The sequence below is a fragment of the Crenobacter sp. CS_VA4 genome (assembly GCF_055597485.1).
Genome location: NZ_JBVMAE010000042.1, coordinates 1 through 21,776, shown reverse-complemented (window position 1 = coordinate 21,776; position 21,776 = coordinate 1). Strand labels below are relative to the sequence as shown.

21 protein-coding genes and 1 pseudogene are annotated in these 21,776 nt (G+C 62.4%); 11 read left to right on the top strand and 11 right to left on the bottom strand.

Going from position 1 to position 21,776, the window contains the following annotated elements:
• Positions 1 to 212: 212 nt before the first annotated feature.
• From ACZ2IA_RS21370 to ACZ2IA_RS21340, 7 genes are all read right to left on the bottom strand, one after another.
• Entirely contained in the window at positions 213 to 749 is a 537-nt protein-coding gene (locus tag ACZ2IA_RS21370; RefSeq protein ID WP_470294611.1) for a DUF4337 domain-containing protein, read from the bottom strand.
• Between the two features lie 132 nt (positions 750 to 881).
• Complete coding sequence (gene queF / locus ACZ2IA_RS21365) at positions 882 to 1,313, bottom strand: preQ(1) synthase (protein ID WP_470294610.1); 432 nt, start codon at positions 1,311 to 1,313, stop codon at positions 882 to 884.
• Between the two features lie 140 nt (positions 1,314 to 1,453).
• Complete coding sequence (queE, locus tag ACZ2IA_RS21360; protein ID WP_470294609.1) at positions 1,454 to 2,083, bottom strand: 7-carboxy-7-deazaguanine synthase; 630 nt, start codon at positions 2,081 to 2,083, stop codon at positions 1,454 to 1,456.
• Complete coding sequence (locus ACZ2IA_RS21355) at positions 2,080 to 3,081, bottom strand: 6-pyruvoyl trahydropterin synthase family protein (RefSeq protein ID WP_470294608.1); 1,002 nt, start codon at positions 3,079 to 3,081, stop codon at positions 2,080 to 2,082. The genes queE and ACZ2IA_RS21355 overlap by 4 nt, the downstream gene beginning before the upstream one ends.
• Before the next feature lies 1 nt (position 3,082).
• Positions 3,083 to 3,781, bottom strand: coding sequence for a 7-cyano-7-deazaguanine synthase QueC (gene queC / locus ACZ2IA_RS21350; RefSeq protein ID WP_470294607.1), 699 nt, complete (start codon positions 3,779 to 3,781; stop codon positions 3,083 to 3,085).
• A gap of 278 nt (positions 3,782 to 4,059) precedes the next feature.
• Entirely contained in the window at positions 4,060 to 4,872 is an 813-nt protein-coding gene (locus ACZ2IA_RS21345; RefSeq protein WP_470294606.1) for a DUF3298 and DUF4163 domain-containing protein, read from the bottom strand.
• Positions 4,873 to 4,898: 26 nt separating this feature from the next.
• The gene (locus ACZ2IA_RS21340) at positions 4,899 to 5,501 is read right to left on the bottom strand and encodes a DNA-3-methyladenine glycosylase I (RefSeq protein ID WP_470294605.1); all 603 of its coding nucleotides are present in this window, start codon (positions 5,499 to 5,501) and stop codon (positions 4,899 to 4,901) included.
• A gap of 219 nt (positions 5,502 to 5,720) precedes the next feature.
• Between ACZ2IA_RS21340 and ACZ2IA_RS21335 the strand changes: the two genes are divergently transcribed.
• The 11 genes from ACZ2IA_RS21335 to ACZ2IA_RS21285 all read left to right on the top strand — a co-directional run bounded on the left by ACZ2IA_RS21335 (position 5,721) and on the right by ACZ2IA_RS21285 (position 17,386).
• Complete coding sequence (locus ACZ2IA_RS21335) at positions 5,721 to 6,545, top strand: ferritin-like domain-containing protein (protein WP_470294604.1); 825 nt, start codon at positions 5,721 to 5,723, stop codon at positions 6,543 to 6,545.
• Positions 6,546 to 6,567: 22 nt separating this feature from the next.
• The gene (locus ACZ2IA_RS21330) at positions 6,568 to 6,780 is read left to right on the top strand and encodes a hypothetical protein (protein ID WP_470294603.1); all 213 of its coding nucleotides are present in this window, start codon (positions 6,568 to 6,570) and stop codon (positions 6,778 to 6,780) included.
• Between the two features lie 186 nt (positions 6,781 to 6,966).
• Entirely contained in the window at positions 6,967 to 7,386 is a 420-nt protein-coding gene (locus ACZ2IA_RS21325; protein WP_470294602.1) for a hypothetical protein, read from the top strand.
• 16 nt (positions 7,387 to 7,402) lie between these two features.
• A complete protein-coding gene (trhP, locus tag ACZ2IA_RS21320) occupies positions 7,403 to 8,746 on the top strand; it encodes a prephenate-dependent tRNA uridine(34) hydroxylase TrhP (RefSeq protein WP_470294612.1) in 1,344 nt (447 codons plus the stop codon).
• 621 nt (positions 8,747 to 9,367) lie between these two features.
• Entirely contained in the window at positions 9,368 to 10,468 is a 1,101-nt protein-coding gene (locus tag ACZ2IA_RS21315; RefSeq protein WP_470294601.1) for a polyamine ABC transporter substrate-binding protein, read from the top strand.
• Positions 10,469 to 11,179: 711 nt separating this feature from the next.
• The gene (locus tag ACZ2IA_RS21310) at positions 11,180 to 11,374 is read left to right on the top strand and encodes a hypothetical protein (protein ID WP_470294600.1); all 195 of its coding nucleotides are present in this window, start codon (positions 11,180 to 11,182) and stop codon (positions 11,372 to 11,374) included.
• A gap of 228 nt (positions 11,375 to 11,602) precedes the next feature.
• The gene (locus tag ACZ2IA_RS21305) at positions 11,603 to 12,703 is read left to right on the top strand and encodes a polyamine ABC transporter substrate-binding protein (protein WP_470294599.1); all 1,101 of its coding nucleotides are present in this window, start codon (positions 11,603 to 11,605) and stop codon (positions 12,701 to 12,703) included.
• 75 nt (positions 12,704 to 12,778) lie between these two features.
• On the top strand, positions 12,779 to 13,915 hold the full coding sequence (locus ACZ2IA_RS21300; RefSeq protein ID WP_470294598.1) for an ABC transporter ATP-binding protein: 1,137 nt from the start codon (positions 12,779 to 12,781) through the stop codon (positions 13,913 to 13,915).
• Positions 13,912 to 14,820, top strand: coding sequence for an ABC transporter permease subunit (locus ACZ2IA_RS21295; RefSeq protein ID WP_470294597.1), 909 nt, complete (start codon positions 13,912 to 13,914; stop codon positions 14,818 to 14,820). Before ACZ2IA_RS21300 ends, ACZ2IA_RS21295 begins: the two co-directional genes overlap by 4 nt.
• Positions 14,817 to 15,752: an ABC transporter permease subunit gene (locus ACZ2IA_RS21290; protein ID WP_470294596.1), complete on the top strand. Its 936-nt coding sequence runs from the start codon at positions 14,817 to 14,819 to the stop codon at positions 15,750 to 15,752. The genes ACZ2IA_RS21295 and ACZ2IA_RS21290 overlap by 4 nt, the downstream gene beginning before the upstream one ends.
• Before the next feature lie 38 nt (positions 15,753 to 15,790).
• Positions 15,791 to 17,386 (top strand): DUF3138 family protein, encoded by a 1,596-nt coding sequence (locus ACZ2IA_RS21285; RefSeq protein ID WP_470294595.1) that lies wholly within the window; start codon positions 15,791 to 15,793, stop codon positions 17,384 to 17,386.
• A 116-nt stretch (positions 17,387 to 17,502) separates the two neighbouring features.
• On the opposite strand, the gene ACZ2IA_RS21280 is transcribed toward ACZ2IA_RS21285, so the two are convergent.
• The 4 genes and pseudogenes from ACZ2IA_RS21280 to ACZ2IA_RS21265 form a co-directional block, all read right to left on the bottom strand.
• Positions 17,503 to 18,195, bottom strand: coding sequence for an alpha/beta hydrolase (locus tag ACZ2IA_RS21280; protein WP_470294594.1), 693 nt, complete (start codon positions 18,193 to 18,195; stop codon positions 17,503 to 17,505).
• Between the two features lie 334 nt (positions 18,196 to 18,529).
• Positions 18,530 to 19,717, bottom strand: a complete 1,188-nt coding sequence (locus tag ACZ2IA_RS21275) for an adenylate/guanylate cyclase domain-containing protein (RefSeq protein WP_470294593.1) — start codon at positions 19,715 to 19,717, stop codon at positions 18,530 to 18,532.
• A 15-nt stretch (positions 19,718 to 19,732) separates the two neighbouring features.
• On the bottom strand, positions 19,733 to 21,331 hold the full coding sequence (locus ACZ2IA_RS21270; RefSeq protein WP_470294592.1) for a hybrid sensor histidine kinase/response regulator: 1,599 nt from the start codon (positions 21,329 to 21,331) through the stop codon (positions 19,733 to 19,735).
• A gap of 226 nt (positions 21,332 to 21,557) precedes the next feature.
• Positions 21,558 to 21,776: pseudogene (locus ACZ2IA_RS21265) on the bottom strand (hypothetical protein); the annotation flags it as partial.

Sequence of the window (21,776 nt, the reverse complement as noted above, 5' to 3'; positions counted from 1 at the left end):
GGCCGCATCAGCATCAGCGGTCCGGCGCAGGACCTGCTCAACGACGACCGCGTGCGTAACGCCTACCTCGGCGAATAGACCAAATTTTGCGAGGCAGCGCCCTTTGCCCCGAGTGCTGGTGGAGACGACAGCACCTCGGGGGTTTTTTCATGGGGCACCCTGCGTGGGCCGGCCTGTGTCAGTCCAGGGAGCATGGGGATTCGGCCAACCTTTTAGAGGAACAGGAAGAATCCGTCGGCGAAGTAGGTGAGGCCCAAGGCGCCGAGCGGCAGCGCCGCCAGCCACAGCGCGCGCCGCTTGAACAGGCCGGCGATCGACGAGATCAGGATGGCGATCTGCAAGAAGATCACCGCGATGCCGAACGGCTGGCTGTGGCGCTGCGCCTCGTCGCGCTGCTTTTCCAGCGCACGCGCCTTGGTCTGCAGCTGGTTGCGCTCGTCGGTGTAACGCAGCAGTTTCTTGCTGTAGTCGTCGACCAGCGCCGCGTAGCGCTGGCGGGTGGCGTCCGGCGCGCTCGACGGCAGCGTCTGCAGTTCCAGCGCCAGCTTGTCGCGCTGCATCTCGTACAGGTTGGCCTTGACGCTCTTGGACTGGTAATACGCCCATTCGTCGGACGCTTGCGCCTGGCTGATCACGCTGCGGGTGGAATAGCCGCCGCCTTTGAACGTCGACAGGGTGGCGCACACCGCCAGGATGACGGTGGTCAGCGCCAGGTGATTCAACCAGGGTTCTTTCTTTTCTTCTGCCATCGTAAGAGGACCTTCAGATACAGGTAGGTTATTCAATAACAGGCGAATTGATCGCCGCAGGGCCATCGCAGGCAAAGCAAAGGGGGCGTTCAACGCCCCCTGCGTGCCGCACGAGCGGCCGTTCGGCGAAGTTTACGGCTTGTGGTATTCCGCCACCGGCCACAGCGGGATGCCGCCGCGCGGGGTGAAGCGGCCTTCGACCTTGATCCACTTCGGCTGCAGCAGGTTCACCAGATCGTTGCAGATGCGGCAGATGCACGCTTCGTGGAATTCGCCGTGCATGCGGAACGAGCCGAGGTAGAGCTTCAGCGACTTCGACTCGACGCACCAGCCGTCCGGCTGCATGTCGATGACGATGGTGGCGAAGTCCGGCTGGCCGGTCACCGGACACAGGCTGGTGAATTCCGGGCAGGTCATGTTGAGCGTGCCGGTGACGCCGTTCGGGTTGATCTCGCTCTTGCCGAACGGGTTGGGGAAGCGCTCGAGCAGCGAGGCGTCCGGTTCGTCGTAGCGGTAGTCGGTCTTCTTGTTGCCGAGCGCTTGCAGGTTGTCGTGCAGGTTCATGGTCAATTCCTTGTGTATCAGTGCTTAGAGTCGCTAACAAAACCCAGCGAAGCGGTCCCGGCTAGGCGCCCTGCCGCAGACAGTACAAGTAGTACGGCAAGGCAGGGCAACAACGCCGGGAGGGTTTTTGTTAGTGGCTCTCAGCGGATGCCGGTCAGCTTGTGCGTCTGCAGCGACAACCGCCATTGCGGGTGCTGCAGGCAGTAGTCGATTGCCGCCTCGGTATTGTCGCGCTGCGTCGGGCTGTCCATCGGCTGCAGGTAGAAGTGCGCGAAGTCGAGCCCGGCAAAAGCTTCGGGCAGCGCGTCGAGCTGCGGGTAGACCAGTTTCAGCTCGTGGCCGCTGGTCTGCGCCAGCGGGTTGGCACCCTTCGGGCTGACGCACAGCCAGTCGATGCCGGCCGGCGCGGCGATGGTGCCGTTGGTCTCGACCGCGATGTCGAAGCCCACCGCGTGCATCGCGTCGATCAGGGTGGTGTCGAGCTGCAGCAACGGCTCGCCACCGGTGAACACCACGCAGGGCTTGCCGCCGGCGCCGCGCCATTCGCTGGCGATCCGTTCGGCCAACGTTGCGGCATCGGCGAACTTGCCGCCGTCCGGTCCGGTGCCGATGAAGTCGGTATCGCAGAAGCGGCACAGGGCGCTGGCACGGTCCTGCTCGCGGCCGCTCCACAGATTGCAGCCGGAGAAGCGGCAGAACACCGCCGGGCGGCCGGCCTGGCCGCCTTCGCCCTGCAGCGTGTAGAAGATTTCCTTCACCGTGTACGTCATCGCGCACCTCCGTTCAGCATCAGTCGGGCGCCTTCGTGCTCGTTCTCGAACAGGTCGATCTGCGAGAGCTCCGGCAGCTCGGCCTGCAACTGCGCGGCGATCCACTGGGCGATGCCGGCGCAGTCGTGCGCGGCGATGCCGGGCAGGGCGTCGAGCGCGTGGTGGTCGAGCTGGCGATACAGCGGGGCGAACAGCGCCTTCACCTCGGCGAAGTCGCGCAGCCAGCCGCTCTCGGTGTCCGGCGTGCCGGCGAGATACAGCCGCACCAGGTAGCTGTGGCCGGTGTAGCGGCCGAGCGCGTCGAACGGCCGTGCCGCCTCGAAGCGCTGTTCCTTCCAGATGGTGTAGCCGCCCGCGTCGCGGCGGCTGCCGGCAGTGGCGGTCTCGAACACCTCGACGGCGGCAATCGCCGGCAGCGTTTCGGCCAACTGTTGCCACAGCCAGTCGGACAAGACTTCGCTGGTCGGGTTGGCGAGGCCGGGCAGCTCGTTCAGGTAACGGTGCTGCAGTTGGCCGAACAGCGGTTGCCAGGCGGCGGCGAGCTCGGCATCGGTGCAGCGCGTCGCGTCGGCGACCAGCCGCACGCCGAAGCCGTGGCCGTGCAGGCGGCCGCACTGGTGGTCGGGCGCGACATGCGGCAGCTGGTGCGCCGCCTCGAAGCCGGTCGACAGCCAGCGCTGCGCGCGACCGTCGGCGTCCAGCTCGATGCCGCGGCTCGGTGCCGAGCGCAGCGTCAGCCGCACCGGGGTGCGCAGCCGGTCGGCGATGCCGGTGGCGAGAGCCAGGTCGTCCGGCTCGGGCAGCAGGGAATTGAGGTCGCGGTAGTCGAGCGGCGCGCAGACTTCGGTCAGGCGCTGGCGCAGCGTCGGCAGGTCGAGCGTGGCGCTTTCCGCGGTCACGAAAAAGCTGTGGCCGTGCGGCCGGCCGGTCGGGCCGTCTGCCAGGGCCAGACGGCGCGCGGCCTCGAAGCCGCACGTGGCAAGGTGGGTGGTGCGCATGTCAGGCTCCGGTGGTGCGGACGACGAGCGGGTCGGCAACGCCGGCCTCGGCAAAGCCCTTGGCGCGCAGCTCGCACGAGGCGCACACGCCACACGGCGGCACCGCACCGTTGTAGCAGGTGTGGCTATACGCCAGCGCATCCATCGCGCCGACCCGTTCGGCCAAGTGCACCGTCTCGGCTTTGCTCATGAACATCAAGGGTGCGTGCAGCGTAACGTCGCTGTCCATGCCGAGGCGGATCGCCAGCTCGAGCGCCTTCAGGGTGTTCTCGCGGCAGTCAGGGTAACCGGAATAATCGGTCTGCGCGACGCCGGTCACGACGTGCTCGATACCTTTTTGGTACGCGAGCGCAGCGGCAAAGGTCAGGAAGATCAGGTTACGGCCTGGCACGAAGGTGTTCGGCAGCGTGGTGTCGGCGTCGTCGCGGGCGCCGGTTTCCGGGGTGATGTCGCCGGTCAGCGCATTGCCGCCGAGTACGCCGAAGGTGTCGATCGGCAGCACGGTCTGGCGTACGCCGGCCATTTCGGCGATCTGTTTGGCGGCGTCGAGCTCGACGCGGTGGCGTTGGCCATAGTCGAAGGTGACCGCCTCGACCGCGTCGCGGCCAAAGCGTTGGATCGCCCAGTACAGACAGGTGGTCGAGTCTTGACCACCGGACAGGACGACCAGCGCCCTTCCGGCTTGATGCGGAATGCTCATTATGTGTTCCTTCGAGTAACAATCGAAGTGGGTTTATTCGGGCGCCTCCGCTCAGTGATCGCGGCGCGCGGGGGCGAGTGTAGCGGGTTTGTCGGACAAAGGAAACCGTTCGCTGGCGGGCGTTTTGGTCGCTTGGGCCGGGCGGGTTGGCTCCAACCTAATGGCATGATAAAGGTGGCCATTTTCATTTATTTTGAATTGGCGATCGTTGCCGTCCAGACAACAAAACAGCCCCAGGGCGGGGGCTGTGATCGTGGCGAGCAGTGGCGGCGCCGGGCTCAGTACGGCAGCTTGCCCTTATAAATCGGCTTGAGCCACGGCTTCAGCGTCGAAAGCGGAAGCGTGAAGGTTGGTATGCCCGCGGAGTAGGGGGCGATCTCGTACAGGCCGAAGAACACGTCGAGTTCGTCGTTCTTCAGGTAAGCCTGTTTCAGGTCGGTGAGGGTGACCTTCTCGTACAGGTGGAAGTTCGGATCGCTGACATTGTTTTCCTGACGGTACTTGGCGGTGTCCGTTTCGATCTGGCGGGTAATTTCCGCGTTGATCGCCGCCAGTGCCGCGCGCTTGTCGGCGAACAGTTCGAGCGCGGTCAGGCGCCGGCCGGTGCTCGGGTCGAACAAGTAGGCACGGCGGTCGGTGCCACCGTGCGCGCCGCCGGTGTACGAATAGTCGTCCACCGTTAGCGATACCACGCCGAGCCGGTTCGGGTAGCTGTCGTAGCTGATCGCGAATTGCTGCGGCCAGCGTTCCACCTTGGCGTTTCGCAGTTTGCGCGCCCGGTTGACCTGCGGTTGGGTCAGGATGCGGTAGATCGCCTGCTCGGCGCCGAGCGATAGGCCCTTCACCACCGGCACCTTGGCCGACACCTGCAGCCGCGGGTGCTTGCGCTCGTAGCTACGGGTTTCCACCGTCCAATCGTTCTTGATCGGCGGCAGCACCACCGGCTTGGCCGGGGAGGCCTGCGGGAGTGACGGAGAGGGGGCTGCCGGGGCGGCGGTCGGAGCCGAGGCTGCCAGCGGCGCGGAGGCATCGGCGGCGATGGCCGGCAATGACAGGCTGGCGAGGAGGGCGAGCGGGGTCAGGCGGAGCATGGTCCTCTTTCTCGTGGTATGGACGATCAGGCAGTCGGCACGCTCACCCGTCCGAGTGGACGGCGCGGATAGCGGTGGCAGTCGGTCAGGTGGTCGTTGACCACCCCGGTCGCCTGCAGGAAGGCGTAGATGATCGTGCTGCCGACAAAATTCATGCCGGCCTTCTTCAGCGCCTTGCTGATCCGATCGGACAGCTCGCTGGTGGCCTGAATCTGATCCAGCGGCCGCAGCTGGTTGAGCTGCGGGGTGTAGTCGACCTGTCGCCACAGCCAGTTGGCGAAACTGCCGTGGTGTTGCTGCAGTTCGAGAAACACCCGGGCGTTGCGGATGGCGCTCTCGACCTTCAGGCGGTTGCGCACGATGCCGTCGTCGGCCAGCAGTCGCGCCACGTCCGTCTCGTCGAAACCGGCGACCTGCACCGGGTCGAAACCGGCAAAGGCGCGCCGGTAGCCCTCGCGCTTGCGCAGGATGGTGATCCAAGCGAGGCCCGCCTGCGCGCCCTCCAGTACCAGCAATTCGAACAGCTTGCGGTCGTCGGTGACCGGCACGCCCCACTCGTCGTCGTGGTAGGCGATATAGAGCGGGTCGTCGCCGCACCAGGGGCAACGGGGCAGGTTGGCAGTCGTCATCAGTTGGGCCGATAGGGTTGCGGGCAGGGCAAAGTGTGCCGCTGGCGATATCTCTAAATCAACTATCAGTCAGCGGTGATTGATCCCGCTGGGGTAGATGCCTTCATCATAACCGGATGGCGATGTGCCAGGTGCAGTCTATCGGTCCGAATTGACGGGAGCCAGCGGAGTGGCTGGTCCGGGTGTCCGGTCCGCGCGATCTGGGTACAATGCCGAGCCATGCAAAATCCGCACGATATCTACCCCGCCATCCATCGCGCGCTGATGGACGACGGCATCGACACCAAGCCGGCCCTGGTTGCCGAGGCCTGGCAGGGCTGGCAAGACGGCCAGTGGCGGCGCCTCGGTGGCGACGCGGTCCACTCGATCGACTTTCCCGGCCGGCCGCTCAAGCCCGTCCTGGTGCCGGCGACGCAAGTGCCACGGCGCCGGCTCGGCAGCCGGGAGGGTCATGCCGCTCTGGTGCACGCGATCGCCCACATCGAGTTCAACGCGGTCAACCTGGCGCTCGACGCGGCCTGGCGCTTTCGTGAGCTGCCCGATGCCTACCTGGCCGACTGGCTGCGGGTGGCGGCCGAAGAGGCACGGCACTTCATGTTGCTGCGTGGCCGCCTGCAGGCGCTCGGCTTCGACTACGGCGACTTCCCTGCGCACAACGGCTTATGGGAGATGGCACGCAAGACCGATCACGACGCGCTCATCCGGATGGCGCTGGTGCCGCGCATCCTCGAGGCGCGCGGACTCGATGCTTTACCGGGCATCCAGCAGCGGCTGGCCCATATCGACGATGCCGATACCGTGGCGGTACTCGACATCATCCTGCGCGAGGAGGTCGGCCATGTCCGGGTCGGGAACTACTGGTTCACCTGGCTGTGCGATGCCCAAGGTCTTGAGCCGATGACGACCTTTCGCGAACTGGTGGCGCGCTATGGCGCGCGTCCGTTCACCGGGCCTATCAATCGGGCGGCGCGGTGCGAGGCCGGTTTCTCCGCATTGGAGCTGGCCCTGCTGGAAGACTTTGCCGTAGTGCGCGACCCGGCCTGAAACAACTGGAAAAGCAGAGTCAATGATTCGATTGTTCAATCTATTGCGCCGCAAGCGGCGCGTTGCGGTGGCGCTGCTGGTGCTGGCCACGCTGGTGTTCGCCGTGTCGGCCGGACTGGCACAGTTCGTCCGCGAGCAGGGCTATCCCTTGCTGGCCGGCCTGCTGGCGCTGCTGCAAGTGCTGGCGGTGGCGGTGCAGTTCTTCGCGCTGGCGGCGCTCGCCAAGGGGTCTTGATTTGAGCCGCTTACGGCTGGATGTCCGCTTATAAATCATCGGCTTATCGCCATTTTTGCTCGGTGTTCCGGTGCTTGACGACCCCTAGCCGGCGGCGCATAATCGCGCCGCAACATAAATTTAACAGGGCTCCACTGAGTGGGGCCTTTTCCATTGGAGCCGTCTTCATCGACGGGTGTGAGCGACATGGACGAACAGGATTTTCTGCAGCGTCTGGAAACCCGGGCGCTGGCTGCCAGCGAGCTAGACCACACCGCGCATCTCTACGCGGCCTGGGCGTATCGCCGTCACTACCCGGCGCGCGAGGCGGCGCCCCGCTGCGCCTACGCGCTGTCGCGCTTCGCGATGAGCCACGGCGCGGCCGACAAGTACCACCACACGCTGACGATGGCGATCCTGGCCATTCTCTACCGTCGCCTCGACGACGAGCCGCGGCTGCTATCCTGTTGGGACAGCTTTGTTTCGGCCAACCCCGACCTGGTGGGCGACGCCCCGCGCGTGGTGCGCGAACATTACACCGAAGCGCGCCTCGCCGACGACGACGCCCGCCGCGCCTTCGTCGAACCCGATCTCAAGCCGCTGCCGACTGGCGGCGTGCTGCACTGAACGAAACCACATAATGATGAAAACCCCCGAACTCCTGCTGCCGGCCGGCAACCTCGACAAGATGCGCGCCGCCTACGACTTCGGCGCCGACGCGGTCTACGCCGGCCAGCCGCGCTACTCACTGCGCGCGCGTAACAACGAATTCAAGCTCGAAGAGCTGCAGATCGGCATTGCCGAGGCGCACGCGCGCGGCAAGCAGTTCTTCGTCGCCAGCAACATCCTGCCGCACAACGCCAAGCTCAAGACCTATCTCGCCGACATGGAGCCGGTAATCGCGATGAAGCCGGACGCGCTGATCATGGCCGACCCCGGCCTGATCATGATGGTGCGCGAGAAGTGGCCGGAGGTGCCGATCCATTTGAGCGTGCAGGCGAACACCACCAACCTGATGGGCGTGAAGTTCTGGCAGAAGATCGGCCTGACCCGCGTGATCCTGTCGCGCGAGCTGTCGCTCGACGAGATCGCCGAGATCCGCCAGGAATGCCCGGACATGGAGCTGGAAGTGTTCGTACACGGCGCGCTGTGCATCGCCTACTCGGGCCGTTGCCTCTTGTCGGGCTACTTCAACCATCGCGACCCGAACCAGGGCACCTGTACCAATGCCTGCCGCTGGGACTACAAGATGCACGACACGCAGGGCGACGACGCCGGCGACGTGCAGACCATCAAGCTCGACTTCAACAAGGCACTGGAAGAAGCTAACCAGAGCTTCGCCGCCTGCGGCGGCGCCGAGCGCCACCCGCTCGCCGACAAGACCTACCTGATCGAAGAGGGCAGCCGTCCGGGCGAGATGATGCCGATCATCGAGGATGAGCACGGCACCTACATCATGAACTCGAAAGACCTGCGCGCGATCGAGCAGGTCGAGAAGCTGGTGAAGATCGGCGTCGACTCGCTGAAGATCGAGGGCCGCACCAAGTCGATCTACTACGTATCGCGCACCGCTCAGGCCTACCGCAAGGCGATCGACGACGCGGTCGCCGGCCGTCCGTTCGACCTCGGCCTGCTGGCCGACCTGGAAGGCCTCGCCAACCGCGGCTACACCCCGGGCTTCCTCGAACGTCACCAGACCCAGGAATACCAGAACTACCTGACCGGCCACTCGCAGGCGAAGAAGAGCCAGTACGTCGGCGAAGTGCTGGAAGTGGATGGCGAGGGCTGGGCGCTGATCGACGTGAAGAACCGTTTCTCGGTCGGCGACAATCTGGAAATCATCCACCCGAGCGGCAACCGCACCGTCAAGCTGGAAACGATGACCCGCGACGGCACGGCCGTCGAGGTGGCGCCGGGCAACGGCGTGAAGGTGAAGATCCCGGGCATGGCCGGCTTCGAGAAGGCGCTGATCGCCCGCGTGTTCTAATCGGGCTTCGGCCAACCTTGCCTTGAGATGGCGCCCCGCGGGGCGCCATTGTCGTTTCTGCATCTTGCCGCGGTATCGCGGCGTCAGCCTGCCAGCGACCGTTGGATATGGCTTGCCAATGTGTGTGCTCGTAAACGCTGCCGTCTGGCTGGCGACGTACTATGCTTTTTGCGTGGCTCGCCGGCGGCGTAGCCGGACGAAATAGCAGCGAACTGGCGAATAGCGTGGTGAGTGCTTTGCGATTAATAAAAAATGGCAAAGCGAACTGCTTTTGGATTTTATTAAACTAATATGCGAGCACATTTCGATAGAGGCGGGGAGGTGGCCATCATGAGCGGTGACGTTCCCAAACGATGCTCCGGCGTCGACACCTTCCGTGCGGATGGCCACTGCCTGCCGCCGAGATCGTCTCGCTCCTCTTCAGATATGCTGTATATATGTGCTGTATCGCATCCCGAATACCTATCTCTCGCCGCCGTCCTCTTCAATCGAGCCAAACAATGTTTTTGATCTTGTTGCCGGCGCCGCTCCCGCGGGGTCGGTCGCATTAATCGTTCCCGTCCGTCGCCTGGCGCTATCAATCGGGCCGTCATGGTGTTGCGTCAACTTAAGGAAGTGATCATGAAGAACAAGTTTGCCTGCAAGCTGTTGTGTTCCTCCTTGCTGCTGTTGTCGAGCACGCTGGCGTTCGCCGAGGACAAGGCGCTGAACGTCTACAACTGGTCCGACTACATCGCCAAGTCGACGATACCGGGCTTCGAAAAGCAAACCGGCGTCAAGGTCAAATACGACGTCTACGACAGCGACGACACGCTGATGGCGAAGATGCTCACCGGCAAGGCCGGCTACGACATCGTGGTGCCGACTTCCAACTTCTTGGCCAAGCAGATCGAGGCCGGCATCTACCAGAAGCTCGACAAGAGCAAGATCCCCAACCTAGTCAACCTCGATAAGAGCCTGATGGCGCAGGTGGCCGGCGCCGACCCGGGCAACGCCCACGGCGTGCCTTGGGCCTGGGGTACCGACGGTCTCGGCTACAACCTGACCAAGGTGCACGCCATTCTCGGCAAGGACGCGCCGCTCGACAGCTGGGCCATCCTGTTCGACCCGAAATACATCTCCAAACTGAAGGGCTGCGGCGTGTCGGTGCTCGACCAGTCCGCCGACGTGTTCCCGGCCGCGCTGCACTACCTGGGCAAGGATCCGAACAGTCAGAAGCCGGCCGACTATCAGGCGGCGTTCGAGCTGTTGAAGAAGATCCGCCCCTACATCACCCAGTTCAACTCCTCGGGTTATATCAATGACTTGAGCAACGGCGACGTGTGCTTGGTCTACGGCTGGTCGGGCGACGTCAACATCGCCAAGCGTCGCGCCATCGAAGCGAAGAAGCCCTATCAGATCGCTTATATGATCCCGAAGGGCGGGGCGCCGGTCTGGTTCGACGTGATGGTGGTGCCCAAGGACGCCGCCCATCCGCAGGCGGCGCTCAAGTGGATCAACTACATCCAGGACCCGAAGGTGAACGCCCAGATCACCAACGAGGTGTTCTATCCGACCGCCAACGCGGCGGCGCGCAAGTATGTGAGGCCGGACATCGCCAGCGACCCGACCATCTACCCGCCAGAGTCGGTGCTGAAGACCTTGTACCTGATCAAGCCGGTCTCGGCCGACATCATCCGGCTGCGTAACCGCCTGTGGACCGAACTGAAGACCGGGCACTGATCGCTACGGTCGATTCGCTAGACGGGGAGGACCGTCCCCGACGATCGACCCGATAGCCGCCGAGTCATCATGAATGTCCGGATACTGGAAAGCGGTGTCCTAGGTCGCCGGCCGTCAGCGTAAGGGCCGCGTGGTGGCGCCGGGCCACGGCGTGAAGGTGAAGATCCCGGTATGGCCGGGATGAGCAAGGCGCTGCGGATCGCGCGTCTGCCGTAAACGATTTCGGCCAACCTTGTGCCGACAATGGCGCCCCTTGGGACGCCATTGTTGTTTCTGCGCCGTGTTTTGTCAGATAGGCGTCAAATTTTGGCCGTGTTCACTTCTGTTCGCAGCCAAGCGCGATACCGCACTGTCGGCAACTCGCTGCAGGCCCTGCCTCAAACCGGCTATGCATTTGTCAATGCCGTTGCCAGGCTCGCCAATCAAGACTTTTCAGCAAAAAGCCGGCTATTTGTCCTACAAAGAGCTATTCTTTTGGCATGAGCGATGTCGCTGATTGCCAGCGGCAAGGCTTGGCCGAAATCGCTACGCCCCTTTCGCGAAAGTGATGAGAATATTGATCATTTTCGGGCCCCTGTGTTTTGGTCAGACAAAAAACCATTGCGATGGAGGCACTTTGCGGTTAAAAAGAAATGACAGAGCGACACGAATGTAAAATTTATTAAACAAACGTGCAGACACGCTTCTACAAAGGCGGGGGAGAAATCCATCATGACTCGTGATGTTCCAAAACGATGGCAATGTTTCGGCGCGTTCCCGCTGAATTGCCACAGTCTGGCCGCTGATGCACCGTTGCCACCGTCGTTCCGGCTGCTCCCTGCCGCCGAGATTGCCGCAATTCTCTTCGATGCCATGCATCGCACTCCGAATACCTACTCCTCCCCGCCGCCCGCCTCGGGCTCTTGAGCCGCATGGACACGGGTCGGGCCTGACTGCCCGTTTCGCCCGGCGCGAGTGACGGGCCCCTGCCCGTCCTAGCGTACAAGCCATCCAAACCTCGTTTTTCTGACCTTGGTACCGACGCCGCTCCCTTGCCGGGAATGCCGCGGGGTTGGTCACGGTTAACTGTTCCCGCCCGCAGCCTGCCGCTGCCGGTCGGATTGTCGTGGTGCTGCGCCCATTTAGGAAGTGATCATGAAAACCAAGTTTGTCTCCAGGCTGCTCTGTTCCTCGCTGTTGTTGGTTGCGAGCACGTTCGCGCTCGCCGAGGACAAAGCGCTGAACGTCTACAACTGGTCCGACTACATCGCCAAGTCGACCATTCCAGGCTTCGAGAAGGAAACCGGCATCAAGGTCAAATACGACGTCTACGACAGCGACGACACGCTGATGGCGAAGATGCTGACCGGCAAGGCCGGCTACGACATCGTGGTGCCGACCTCCAACTTCATGGCCAAGCAGATCGCGGCCGGCATTTACCAGAAGCTCGACAAGAGCAAGATGCCCAACCTGGTCAACCTCGACAAGGGCCTGATGGCGCAGGTGGCAGGCGCCGACGCCGGCAACGAGCACGGCGTGCCGTGGGCCTGGGGCACCGACGGCCTCGGCTACAACCTGACCAAGGTGCACGCCATCCTCGGCAAGGACGCGCCGCTCGATAGCTGGGACATCCTGTTCGACCCGAAAAACGTGTCTAAGCTGAAGAGTTGCGGTGTGTCGGTGCTCGACCAGGCCAACGACGTGTTCGCCGCCGCGCTGCACTACCTGGGCAAGGATACGAACAGCAAGAACCCGGCCGACTATCAGGCGGCGTTCGAGCTGTTGAAGAAAATCCGCCCCTACATCACCCAGTTCAATTCCTCGGGTTATATCAACGATCTGGCCAACGGTGACATCTGCTTCGCCTACGGCTGGTCGGGCGACGTGAACATCGCCAAGCACCGCGCCACCGAAGCGAAGAAGTCCTACCAGATCGCCTTCGTGATCCCGAAGGGCGGGGCGCCGGTGTGGTTCGACATGATGGTGGTGCCGAAGGACGCCGCACACCCGGAGGCGGCCTTCAAGTGGATCAATTACATCCAGGACCCGAAGGTGAACGCCGAGATCACCAACGAGGTGTTCTACCCGACCGCCAACGTGGCAGCGCGCAAATACGTGAAGCCGGAAATCGCCAACGACCCGACCATCTACCCGCCGGAGTCGGTGATGAAAACTCTGTTCCTGCTCAAGCCGCTTCCGGCCGACATCATCCGGCTGGAAAACCGGCTGTGGACGCAGCTGAAGACCGGACGCTAAGCGTCCTGGCGTAGGCAGTAGCGGGTGCGGCCGGGGGGCCGTACCCGATGACCAACCCAATCGCGGCAGATCATCATGAATGTTCAGACACTAGAAAGAAGCGCCCCGGCCGCCCGCCGGCAGGGCAAGGGTTTCATCGAGGTTGTCGACGTGGTCAAGAAGTTCGGCGATGCGGTCGCCCTCAACCATGTCAACCTGACGATCGAGAAGAACGAGCTGTTTGCGCTGCTCGGTAGCTCCGGTTGCGGCAAATCCACGCTATTGCGCATCCTGGCGGGCTTCGAGACCGCGACCGAAGGCAAGATCCTGATCGATGGCGAGGATCTGGCCAAGGTCCCGCCGTATCACCGTCCGGTGAACATGATGTTCCAGAGCTATGCGCTGTTCCCGCACATGACCGTGGAGCGCAACGTCGCCTTCGGCCTGAGGCAGGAGGGGGTGCCGCGCAACGAGATCGCCGAGCGGGTCAACGAGGCGCTCGATCTGGTCCAGATGCGCAAGTTTGCCCAGCGCAAGCCGCACCAGCTGTCCGGTGGTCAGCAGCAACGGGTGGCGCTGGCGCGCTCGCTGGTGAAGCGCCCCAAGCTGCTGTTGCTCGACGAGCCGATGTCGGCGCTCGACAAGAAGATCCGCCAGCAGACCCAGTTCGAGTTGATGAACATCCTCAACAAGGTCGGCGTCACCTGCGTGATGGTGACGCACGACCAGGAAGAGGCGATGACGATGGCCGACCGGCTGGCGGTGATGAGCGAGGGCGAGGTGATCCAGATCGGCGGCCCGACCGAGGTGTACGAGTACCCGAACTCGCGCTTTTCGGCCGAGTTCATCGGCTCGACCAACCTGTTCGACGGGGTGGTGGTCGAGGACGAGCCGGATCATGTTTACATCGAGTCGCCGGGGCTGCCGGTGCGCCTTTACATCAACCACGGCATCACCGGTCCGCTTGGCATGAACGTGTCGGTGTCGGTGCGCCCCGAACGGGTGTTGCTGTCGCGAGCCAAGCCCCAGCAGCCGTACAACTGGGTGCAGGGCGTGGTGAAGGACGTCGCCTATATGGGCAGCTACGCGCTGTATCGTGTCGAGCTCGGCAACGGCAAGATGTTGATCGCCAACGTAGCCGGGCTGGTGCTCAGTCAGGGCGATGCGCCGTCCTACGGTGACGAGGTGTTTGTCAGCTGGAGTGAATCCAGCGGAGTGGTGCTGACCAAATGAAAACGCTCATCCAACGCTGGCTGCCCAACGGCCGCCGCACGGTGATCGGCATACCGTTCACCTTCCTGCTGCTGTTCTTCCTGGTGCCGTTCATCCTGGTCGTGATAATCAGCTTTTCGCAGCAACAGCTCGGGGTGCCGCCGTATACGCCGCTGACCACGCTAAAAGACGACGTCTACTCGATTGCCCTCAACATCGGCCATTACAAGTTCCTGTTGCAGGACGACCTGTACTTCGCCACCTACATCAGCTCGCTGCAGATCGCGCTGGTGTCGACGCTGCTGTGTCTGCTGATCGGTTTCCCGATCGCTTACTACATCGCCCGGGCTTCCGAGTCGGTGCGCGGCACGCTGATGATGATGGTGATGCTGCCGTTCTGGACCTCGTACCTGATCCGGGTGTACGCCTGGATCGGCATCCTCAAGAACGACGGCTTTCTCAACCAGTTCCTGATCTGGCTCGGGCTGATCAGCACGCCGCTGCGCATTTATCACACCAACTGGGGCGTCTACATCGGCATGGTGTATTCCTACCTGCCGTTCATGATCATGCCGCTCTACGCCCACCTGGTGAAGATGGATCTGACGCTGCTCGAAGCCGCCTATGACCTGGGCTCCAAGCCGTGGCGGGCGTTCCTCGAGGTGACGCTGCCGCTGTCCAAGAACGGCATCATCGCCGGCAGCCTGTTGGTGTTCATTCCGGCCGTGGGCGAGTACGTGATTCCGGAGCTGCTAGGCGGCTCGGACACGCTGATGATCGGCCGGGTGATGTGGGACGAATTCTTTAACAACGTTGACTGGCCGATGGCGGCGGCGGTGACCTGCGCGATGGTGCTGTTGCTGCTGGTGCCGATGGCGTTGTTCCAGCACTACCAGGCCAAGGTCTTGGAGGAGAACCAGCGATGATCAAGCCTAGCAAACCCATGTCGGTGTCCGTGCTCGGGCTCGGCTACTTGTTCCTCTACCTGCCTATCATCCTGTTGGTGATCTATTCGTTCAACGAATCGAAGTTGGTCACCGTTTGGTCGGGCTTTTCCACCAAGTGGTACGGCGCGCTGCTCCAAGACGACGAGCTGATCACCGCTGCCTGGTTGAGCCTCAGGATTGCGCTGATGACCGCTTTCGCCTCGGTGGTGATCGGCACCTGGGGCGGCTTCGTGCTGGCGCGCTTCGGCCGCTTCCGGATGCTGACGCTGTTCACAGCGATGATCAACGCGCCGCTGGTGATCCCGGAAGTGATCCAGGGCATCTCGCTGCTGTTGCTGTTCGTGGCGATGGAACAGCTGCTCGGTTGGCCGCAGGGCAGGGGGGTGTTCACCATCTGGATCGGTCACGTGATGCTGTGCGTGTCCTACGTGGCGATCATCGTCCAGTCGCGGGTGAAGGAACTCAACATGGCCTATGAAGAGGCGGCGATGGACCTGGGCGCCACCCCGTTCAAGGTGTTCTTTGTAATCACGCTGCCGCTGATCGCGCAGGCGCTGATTTCCGGCTGGCTGTTGTCGTTCACGCTGTCGCTCGACGACCTGGTGTTGACCGCCTTCCTGTCCGGCCCCGGTTCGTCCACCCTGCCGCTGGTGGTGTTCTCGCGGGTACGGCTGGGCCTGAACCCGGAAATGAACGCGCTGGCGACGATCTTCATCGTGCTCGTCACCATCGGCGTGGTCGCCGCCAACCAGTACATGCGCGCCGCCGAGCGCAAACGGACGCGCGAAATGCGTCTGGCGTTCCAGAGCGAGCCGACGTTGGCCGAAGCCGGCGATAGCCCGGCGATGGCGCGCAAGGCCGAGGGGGCCAACAAACCAGCATTGCTAACCCGCAAGGGTGTTCAGTCGTAAGTCCTCGTCACAATACCAACAAAACGTACGGAGAAATTATGAAGAGAGCACTGATCAGTCTTTTGCTGGCCAGCCTGCCGGGAGTGGTGTTGGCCGATGCTCAGGGGGATGAGATCGCCCGGCTCAAGGCGCAGTTGAACGCCTTGCAAAGCCGGATGGATGCGATGCAGAAAGCGGGCGGCGCCAAGACGGCCAAGGCTAAGGGCGCGGCGCCGGCGGCGGCCACCACCGCTCCGGCGACGAGTGCCGAGACTGTGGCCGGCGACGATCCCGCGCCGGCGGTGATCTCGGCCGACGATCTCGCGGAGATGAAGCAACAGCTCGCCAGCATGCAGCTGAAGGTCGATTCGCTGCAGACCGCCTCGACCGAAGGCCCGCTGGCCGGGCTGAGCGTGACCGGTTACCTCGACCCGGCGTACATCTACAACCGCAACGCCAACAGTTCGTCGTTCCAGTTCGTCAACCATCATCCCGCCGCCTACACCTACGACAGCAGTACCATCGGCGACGTTTACCTCGACATCAAGAAGACCTTCGGCGTCGGCCCGACCGCACCGAGCGTCGAGTTCTCGATCATGCCCAACCGCGGCAACGGCAATACGCTGCTCGCCAACGAGAACGGCACGGTCGGCAACAACATCATCAATACCGCGCAGATCACCTACCCGCTGTCGGATACTACCCAGGTGGTTGCCGGCCTGATCTCCAGCTACGGTGGCTACGACGTGCAGCAATCCAACCAGACGCTGGCGATCACCCACAATCTGCTGTACGACTTCAGCGACCCGGGCAGCTACGTCGGCGCCGGGCTCTACTGGAGCCACGGAGCGTGGGCGGTGAAGAGCTTCATCGGCAACGAGCAGTACCGCACCCGCGGCTCGACGGTACAGACCGGCTCCGACCCGAACAACAACAACCCGAAGTTCAAGAGCAACAACAGCCCGACCGTTACCGCACGCGTCGACTACACGTGGAGCAGCGCGCTCGATATCGGCGGCTCGTTCAACGTCGGCCGTCAGACGCTGGTGACCGGCAGTGCGGCCGCTAACGCCAACGGCGTAGTTAGCAACGGTTGTCAGAGCGGTAACACCGGATTCGGCTACCAGTGTTCGTCCAGTGACCCGTTCAGCCGCTATTACTTCAGCGAGGTGGACTTCGCCTACCTGCTGCCGGACGCCCAGTACAACGCCGAATTCGACTATGGCAACCAGAAGAACGCGGCGTGGAACGGCGGTGATGCGGTCTGGTACGGCGTATCGCTGCAAGCGCATCAGAAGTGGACCAGCGAGCTGCTCGGCCGGATGGGTGTAACGTTCCGCTACGACTACCTCGACAATAGCAAGAACGGCGGCGGCGGCGGCGGCATCGTGCTCGGCTCGCAGGGTTTCGACGGCAGCAACGGCTTCGGTATCGACTCTGCCTGTCTCGCCAACTCGACCAGTAACGGCAGCGAGTGCAAGGGCGCCAACCGTCAGGCGCTGGCGGCCGCGCTGCTGTTCTACCCGATTGATCAACTGATTCTGAAGATGGAATACCGGCACGACTGGGCCAACCACGACGTGTTCGTGAAGCACAACGGCAGCTTCACCAAGACCAACGACGTGGTCGGCGCCTCGATGGTGTATACGTTCTAAACCCGTTACTTCCCTCTCTTGTCATGGACAGCGATGCCTCGCTGTCCTTTTTTGTTTTCGAGGTAGCAGAGCCCGACTCATCGGTAATGAGCCGGGCAGCTAGGAAGGGTGGGGGCTCACGTTAGAGAGCCGCATGCCTCCTCGATCAGCGCGACGATTTCATCGGCATGCGTGGCCAGCGATGCATGGCTCGACTGCAACACTATCGTCTTCCTCGGGCTGATGCGCTCCGCCATCCAGCTCTGCGTCTCCGGTGGGATCATCCGGTCGTTGGCCGAAACCTGGTACCAGCTCGGTTTTCCCTTCCACGCCGGCGGTCCGGACTTATCCTCGAAGCACCGCGCCGCGATCGGTTTTTGCGTGAGCGCCATCACCAATGCCTCTGTCTCGTCGAGATCCTGGCAGAAGCTTTCGCGATACTTGGTGGGGTTTATCCAGAGAAACCCCTCCTGGTCGGGGCGAATATTGCCTGCGCCCGGCGGCGGATCGCGCCGCGCGAAAAGGCTGCCGAGACTGTCCCCTTCGTCGGGAGCGAACGCGGCCACATAGACGAGGCCGACGACGTTCGGTGTGTGGCCCGCACCGGTGATGACCGCGCCGCCGTAGGAATGGCCGACCAGCAGGACCGGGCCGTCCTGCGCCGCAGCGAGCTTGCTGGTACGGTCGATATCGTCGGCTAACGAGGTCAGCGGGTTCTGCACGGCGCAGACCCTGTAGCCTTTGGCGTGGAGCGGGGGAATGACATGACGCCAGTGCGAGCCATCGCCCCAGGCGCCATGCACCAATAAGATAGTCAGCTTAGCAGTCATCGTAGTCCTCCAATGTTCATTGGCAGTGACCTTCTGTGTGCGCATCAACGTCGTTGCGCGCGGCGAAGACCCGATGTCTGCCGGCGTCATCGATGCCGGAAGACAACGTTAATCCTAAGCGCCATGGCTGGTTGTTCAAGCCGCTGGGCAGGGGGCGACATTGATGTCAGTGCTCGGAATGGCCTACGGCCCATCGGCGGCTGAGGCCGGCTAACGGCATAGCCTTATCGTCTTGACTCTAGGCTCGCCGTCGCCCTTCCAGATTGCACGCCCGATTACGCGGCAACTCCCGGCGTTTGCATGCCGAGTTGCACCCGGTGAAACGAGCCGGGCATCATTCGGACGCTGCGCTGTTCCTGCCGACCAAGAACCAGGTATGCAGCTCGCCCATGCCTTTGGCGTCGATGGTGCCACGCTCCTCGAGCAGGAACGGCTCAGCTAGTCTCCGCCGGGTGGCTTCCGTGACCTGCACACGTCCGGCCACACCGTGGGATTCCATCCGGCTGGCGGTGTTCACTGCGTCACCCCATAAGTCGTAGATGAACTTGTGCTTGCCAATGACGCCGGCCACCACCGAGCCGCTGTTGATGCCAATGCGCAGCTGCAAGCAGTAACCGCTGCGCTCATTGAAGCGAGCCAGCGCGTCAATCATGTCCAGCGCCATGTGCGCCGCTCGCACCGCGTGATCGGTCGCCGGGATAGGCAGCCCTGCGGCAGCCATGTAGGCATCACCGATGGTCTTGATCTTTTCGAGGCCACGGTTGTCGGCAATGATGTCAAATTCGGTGAAGATCTCATTGAGCATGGCTACCAGTCGCTCGGGGCTCATGCCTGCAGAAAATCTGGTGAACTCCACGAGGTCCGCGAACAAAACCGTCACTTCCGGGAAGCTGTCGGCGATGATTTCCGGGATGGTATCGGAGGCGAGATCGACGCGCGCCTTCAACCGCTCGGCAATGGGGGAGGGCAGCAGGTTGAGCAGCAGCCGCTCCGATACTTTCTGCTCCGCCACAATCTTATCGTAGAGGTTCTTGAGCTCGTCACTCTGGCGACGAATCAACTCACGGCTTGCCTCCACTTCCCGCAGCGTCTGTTCCAGCACTTTGCTGTAATTCAGTGATTCCTTGTGTAACAGGCGCACTTCCAGCATGTTGCGAACGCGCATCAGCACCTCGGCCAGATCAAACGGTTTGCTGACGAAATCCTTCGCGCCGGCTTGCAGCGCGCGCAGCTTGTGAGCCGGTTGGGCGGTGATCACGAGGACCGGAAGATAGCCGTCTGTTTCGATTTCCTTCAAGCCTTCCATCACCTGGAATCCATCCATGCCGGGCATCTGGAGATCGAGCAGGATCAGGTCGTAGCGGTTTTTGCGGTGCAGCTCGCAGACCTCATGCGGATCCATCGTGGACGTGATGCAAGCATAGCCGGCACCGTGTAGCATCCGCTCGAGCAGCAGGACATTGGCTTCCAGATCGTCAACGACCAGGACTTTGGCGTGAAGGATGTCGGATGAATTAATCATTGCATGCGTCCGGCTTTATCTGTCTTGATCAGCCCCTTTTTGTGCGAATTCCAGTGCCACGTTCAGCGCATTCATGAACTCATCGAGCTTGATTGGCTTGGTCACATAACGGAAGAACCCTGCCTTCATGCCCTTCTCGATGTCGCGTGGCATTGCATTTGCACTGAGGGCGACGACGGGGATGTGCGCCGTGGCCGGGTCTTGACGCAGGATTTTCAGGGCTTCGATGCCGCTAATGTCAGGCAGATTGATGTCCATCACGATCACCTCCGGCAACGAGGCGCGCGCAAGCTCGATGCCGAGCTGACCTGTCACCGCGGTCAGCAGGCGCATCTCGGTGTGGCGCGCGATGAGTTGCTCGACCAGCTTCAAGTTAGCCGGGTTGTCCTCGACATACAGCAGGGTGTGCAGCGACTCACCGTTCTGAACTTGCACTTCGGCCAGTGCCGTGGGTTCGGCTTTCCCAACGGTGACTTGTGGCGCAACCGTCGAGAGCAGTTCGATCCAGAACACGCTTCCCACTCCGACGGTGCTTTCGACGCCGATGACACCTCCCATCAGTTCGACCAGTCGCTTGACCACCACGAGGCCGATGCCCGTGCCCTCCTCGGTGCCGGCCTCTTGCCCTAGACGATTGAACGGCTGAAACAGCTGTACCAGCTTTTCCGGAGGCAATCCCGCGCCGCTGTCCTTGATGCTGACGCGAACGCGTTCCGGGGTAAGCGTGCTGCACGTTACCTCGACCGTTCCGTGTTCGTGGTTGTATTTGATCGCGTTGGACAGAAGATTGATGAGAATCTGCTTCACCCGGGTCCGATCGCCATGGACAAAGCAAGGCAGGTTGAACTGGGGGAAGCTCATCCAAATGCCACGCTGTTGCGCCAGCGGTTCGATCATGCCCTGGCACTCGAGCATGGTTTCGGCCAACGATACCGGTTCCTGCGACAGCGACACCCGCCCGGACTCGATCTTCGCGAGATCCAGGACTTCATTGATCAGCTCCAGCAGATGCCATCCCGCCCGGAGAATCTGGTCAATGCTTGCCTGCTGGGAGGGCGTAGGCGGCGGGGAGTCGGACCCCAGCAGCTGGGCGAAACCGAGGATCGCATTGAGCGGGCTGCGCAGCTCATGGCTCATGCTGGAGAGGAAATCCGATTTCGCGAGATTGGCGCTTTCCGCCGCGGCCTGCACCTGCTTTTGGTCTTCGATGTCGGTGCAGATCCCAACCCATTTGACGATATTTCCATCGTCGTCTTTAACTGGTAATGTGCGTTCAAGATGCCATCGATAGATGCCATCGGACGCTTTTTTCAAGCGGTATTCTCTTTCAAAAGGTTCACCGCTCGCTAATGCGCTCGTCCAGCGATCGAGGCAAGGCTGCAAATCATTCGGATGTAGTGCCAGCTTCCACTCATCTCCCTGGAATTGCTCGAGGGGGAGCCCTATATAGGTGCTCCACCGTTTGTTGCAATACTCGAGCTTGCCATTCGGGTTAATTATCCACACGATTTCGGGGATCGCGTCTACAAGCAATCTGAAGCGCCGCTCTCCCTCATCAATTTCACCCTCTGAAGAAGGCAATTTCCCCAGTGGCTTGGCCTGTTGCTTTCGCATGTTCGTCTACCTGAATAAGCGTAAATACTCTTTTTGGCACCGCGCGCCCGCTTTGCGGGTCGAGGTCCATCGACCAAGGCGTCGCCCGGTTCCCCCACACCGCGCAAACGGTATTGCGCATCCCGTTCACCCATCACCGGATCTTGCGCCGCATGGCGTTTGCCGTGATCCAAGAAACGTCAAGCTATAGCAGTGGCGACGGCCAGCATAGCATCCTCGCTCTCGCTCACAGGAAGGTGTCGGTGATGTCTATCGACGAGCGTTGCCCCAGCGCGTCGAAGTTCGCGGTCAGCCAGGCATCGGCGCGCTCGCGTCCCAGCGCGAAGACTTCACGCAGGAAGCCCCAGTCGGCGTTGAACTTGCTCGATACCCCCAGCCGGGCCATCTCGGCTTCGGCATCGATGCTGTGGATCAGCATGCGCCGGTAGCTCACCGGGTCGAGCGC

Coding starts and splice junctions, on each gene's coding strand:
- ACZ2IA_RS21370 (WP_470294611.1), bottom strand. CDS start 749: ATGGCAGAAGAAAAGAAAGAACCCTGGTTGAATCACCTGGCGCTGACC.
- queF (WP_470294610.1), bottom strand. CDS start 1,313: ATGAACCTGCACGACAACCTGCAAGCGCTCGGCAACAAGAAGACCGAC.
- queE (WP_470294609.1), bottom strand. CDS start 2,083: ATGACGTACACGGTGAAGGAAATCTTCTACACGCTGCAGGGCGAAGGC.
- ACZ2IA_RS21355 (WP_470294608.1), bottom strand. CDS start 3,081: ATGCGCACCACCCACCTTGCCACGTGCGGCTTCGAGGCCGCGCGCCGT.
- queC (WP_470294607.1), bottom strand. CDS start 3,781: ATGAGCATTCCGCATCAAGCCGGAAGGGCGCTGGTCGTCCTGTCCGGT.
- ACZ2IA_RS21345 (WP_470294606.1), bottom strand. CDS start 4,872: ATGCTCCGCCTGACCCCGCTCGCCCTCCTCGCCAGCCTGTCATTGCCG.
- ACZ2IA_RS21340 (WP_470294605.1), bottom strand. CDS start 5,501: ATGACGACTGCCAACCTGCCCCGTTGCCCCTGGTGCGGCGACGACCCG.
- ACZ2IA_RS21335 (WP_470294604.1), top strand. CDS start 5,721: ATGCAAAATCCGCACGATATCTACCCCGCCATCCATCGCGCGCTGATG.
- ACZ2IA_RS21330 (WP_470294603.1), top strand. CDS start 6,568: ATGATTCGATTGTTCAATCTATTGCGCCGCAAGCGGCGCGTTGCGGTG.
- ACZ2IA_RS21325 (WP_470294602.1), top strand. CDS start 6,967: ATGGACGAACAGGATTTTCTGCAGCGTCTGGAAACCCGGGCGCTGGCT.
- trhP (WP_470294612.1), top strand. CDS start 7,403: ATGAAAACCCCCGAACTCCTGCTGCCGGCCGGCAACCTCGACAAGATG.
- ACZ2IA_RS21315 (WP_470294601.1), top strand. CDS start 9,368: ATGAAGAACAAGTTTGCCTGCAAGCTGTTGTGTTCCTCCTTGCTGCTG.
- ACZ2IA_RS21310 (WP_470294600.1), top strand. CDS start 11,180: ATGACTCGTGATGTTCCAAAACGATGGCAATGTTTCGGCGCGTTCCCG.
- ACZ2IA_RS21305 (WP_470294599.1), top strand. CDS start 11,603: ATGAAAACCAAGTTTGTCTCCAGGCTGCTCTGTTCCTCGCTGTTGTTG.
- ACZ2IA_RS21300 (WP_470294598.1), top strand. CDS start 12,779: ATGAATGTTCAGACACTAGAAAGAAGCGCCCCGGCCGCCCGCCGGCAG.
- ACZ2IA_RS21295 (WP_470294597.1), top strand. CDS start 13,912: ATGAAAACGCTCATCCAACGCTGGCTGCCCAACGGCCGCCGCACGGTG.
- ACZ2IA_RS21290 (WP_470294596.1), top strand. CDS start 14,817: ATGATCAAGCCTAGCAAACCCATGTCGGTGTCCGTGCTCGGGCTCGGC.
- ACZ2IA_RS21285 (WP_470294595.1), top strand. CDS start 15,791: ATGAAGAGAGCACTGATCAGTCTTTTGCTGGCCAGCCTGCCGGGAGTG.
- ACZ2IA_RS21280 (WP_470294594.1), bottom strand. CDS start 18,195: ATGACTGCTAAGCTGACTATCTTATTGGTGCATGGCGCCTGGGGCGAT.
- ACZ2IA_RS21275 (WP_470294593.1), bottom strand. CDS start 19,717: ATGATTAATTCATCCGACATCCTTCACGCCAAAGTCCTGGTCGTTGAC.
- ACZ2IA_RS21270 (WP_470294592.1), bottom strand. CDS start 21,331: ATGCGAAAGCAACAGGCCAAGCCACTGGGGAAATTGCCTTCTTCAGAG.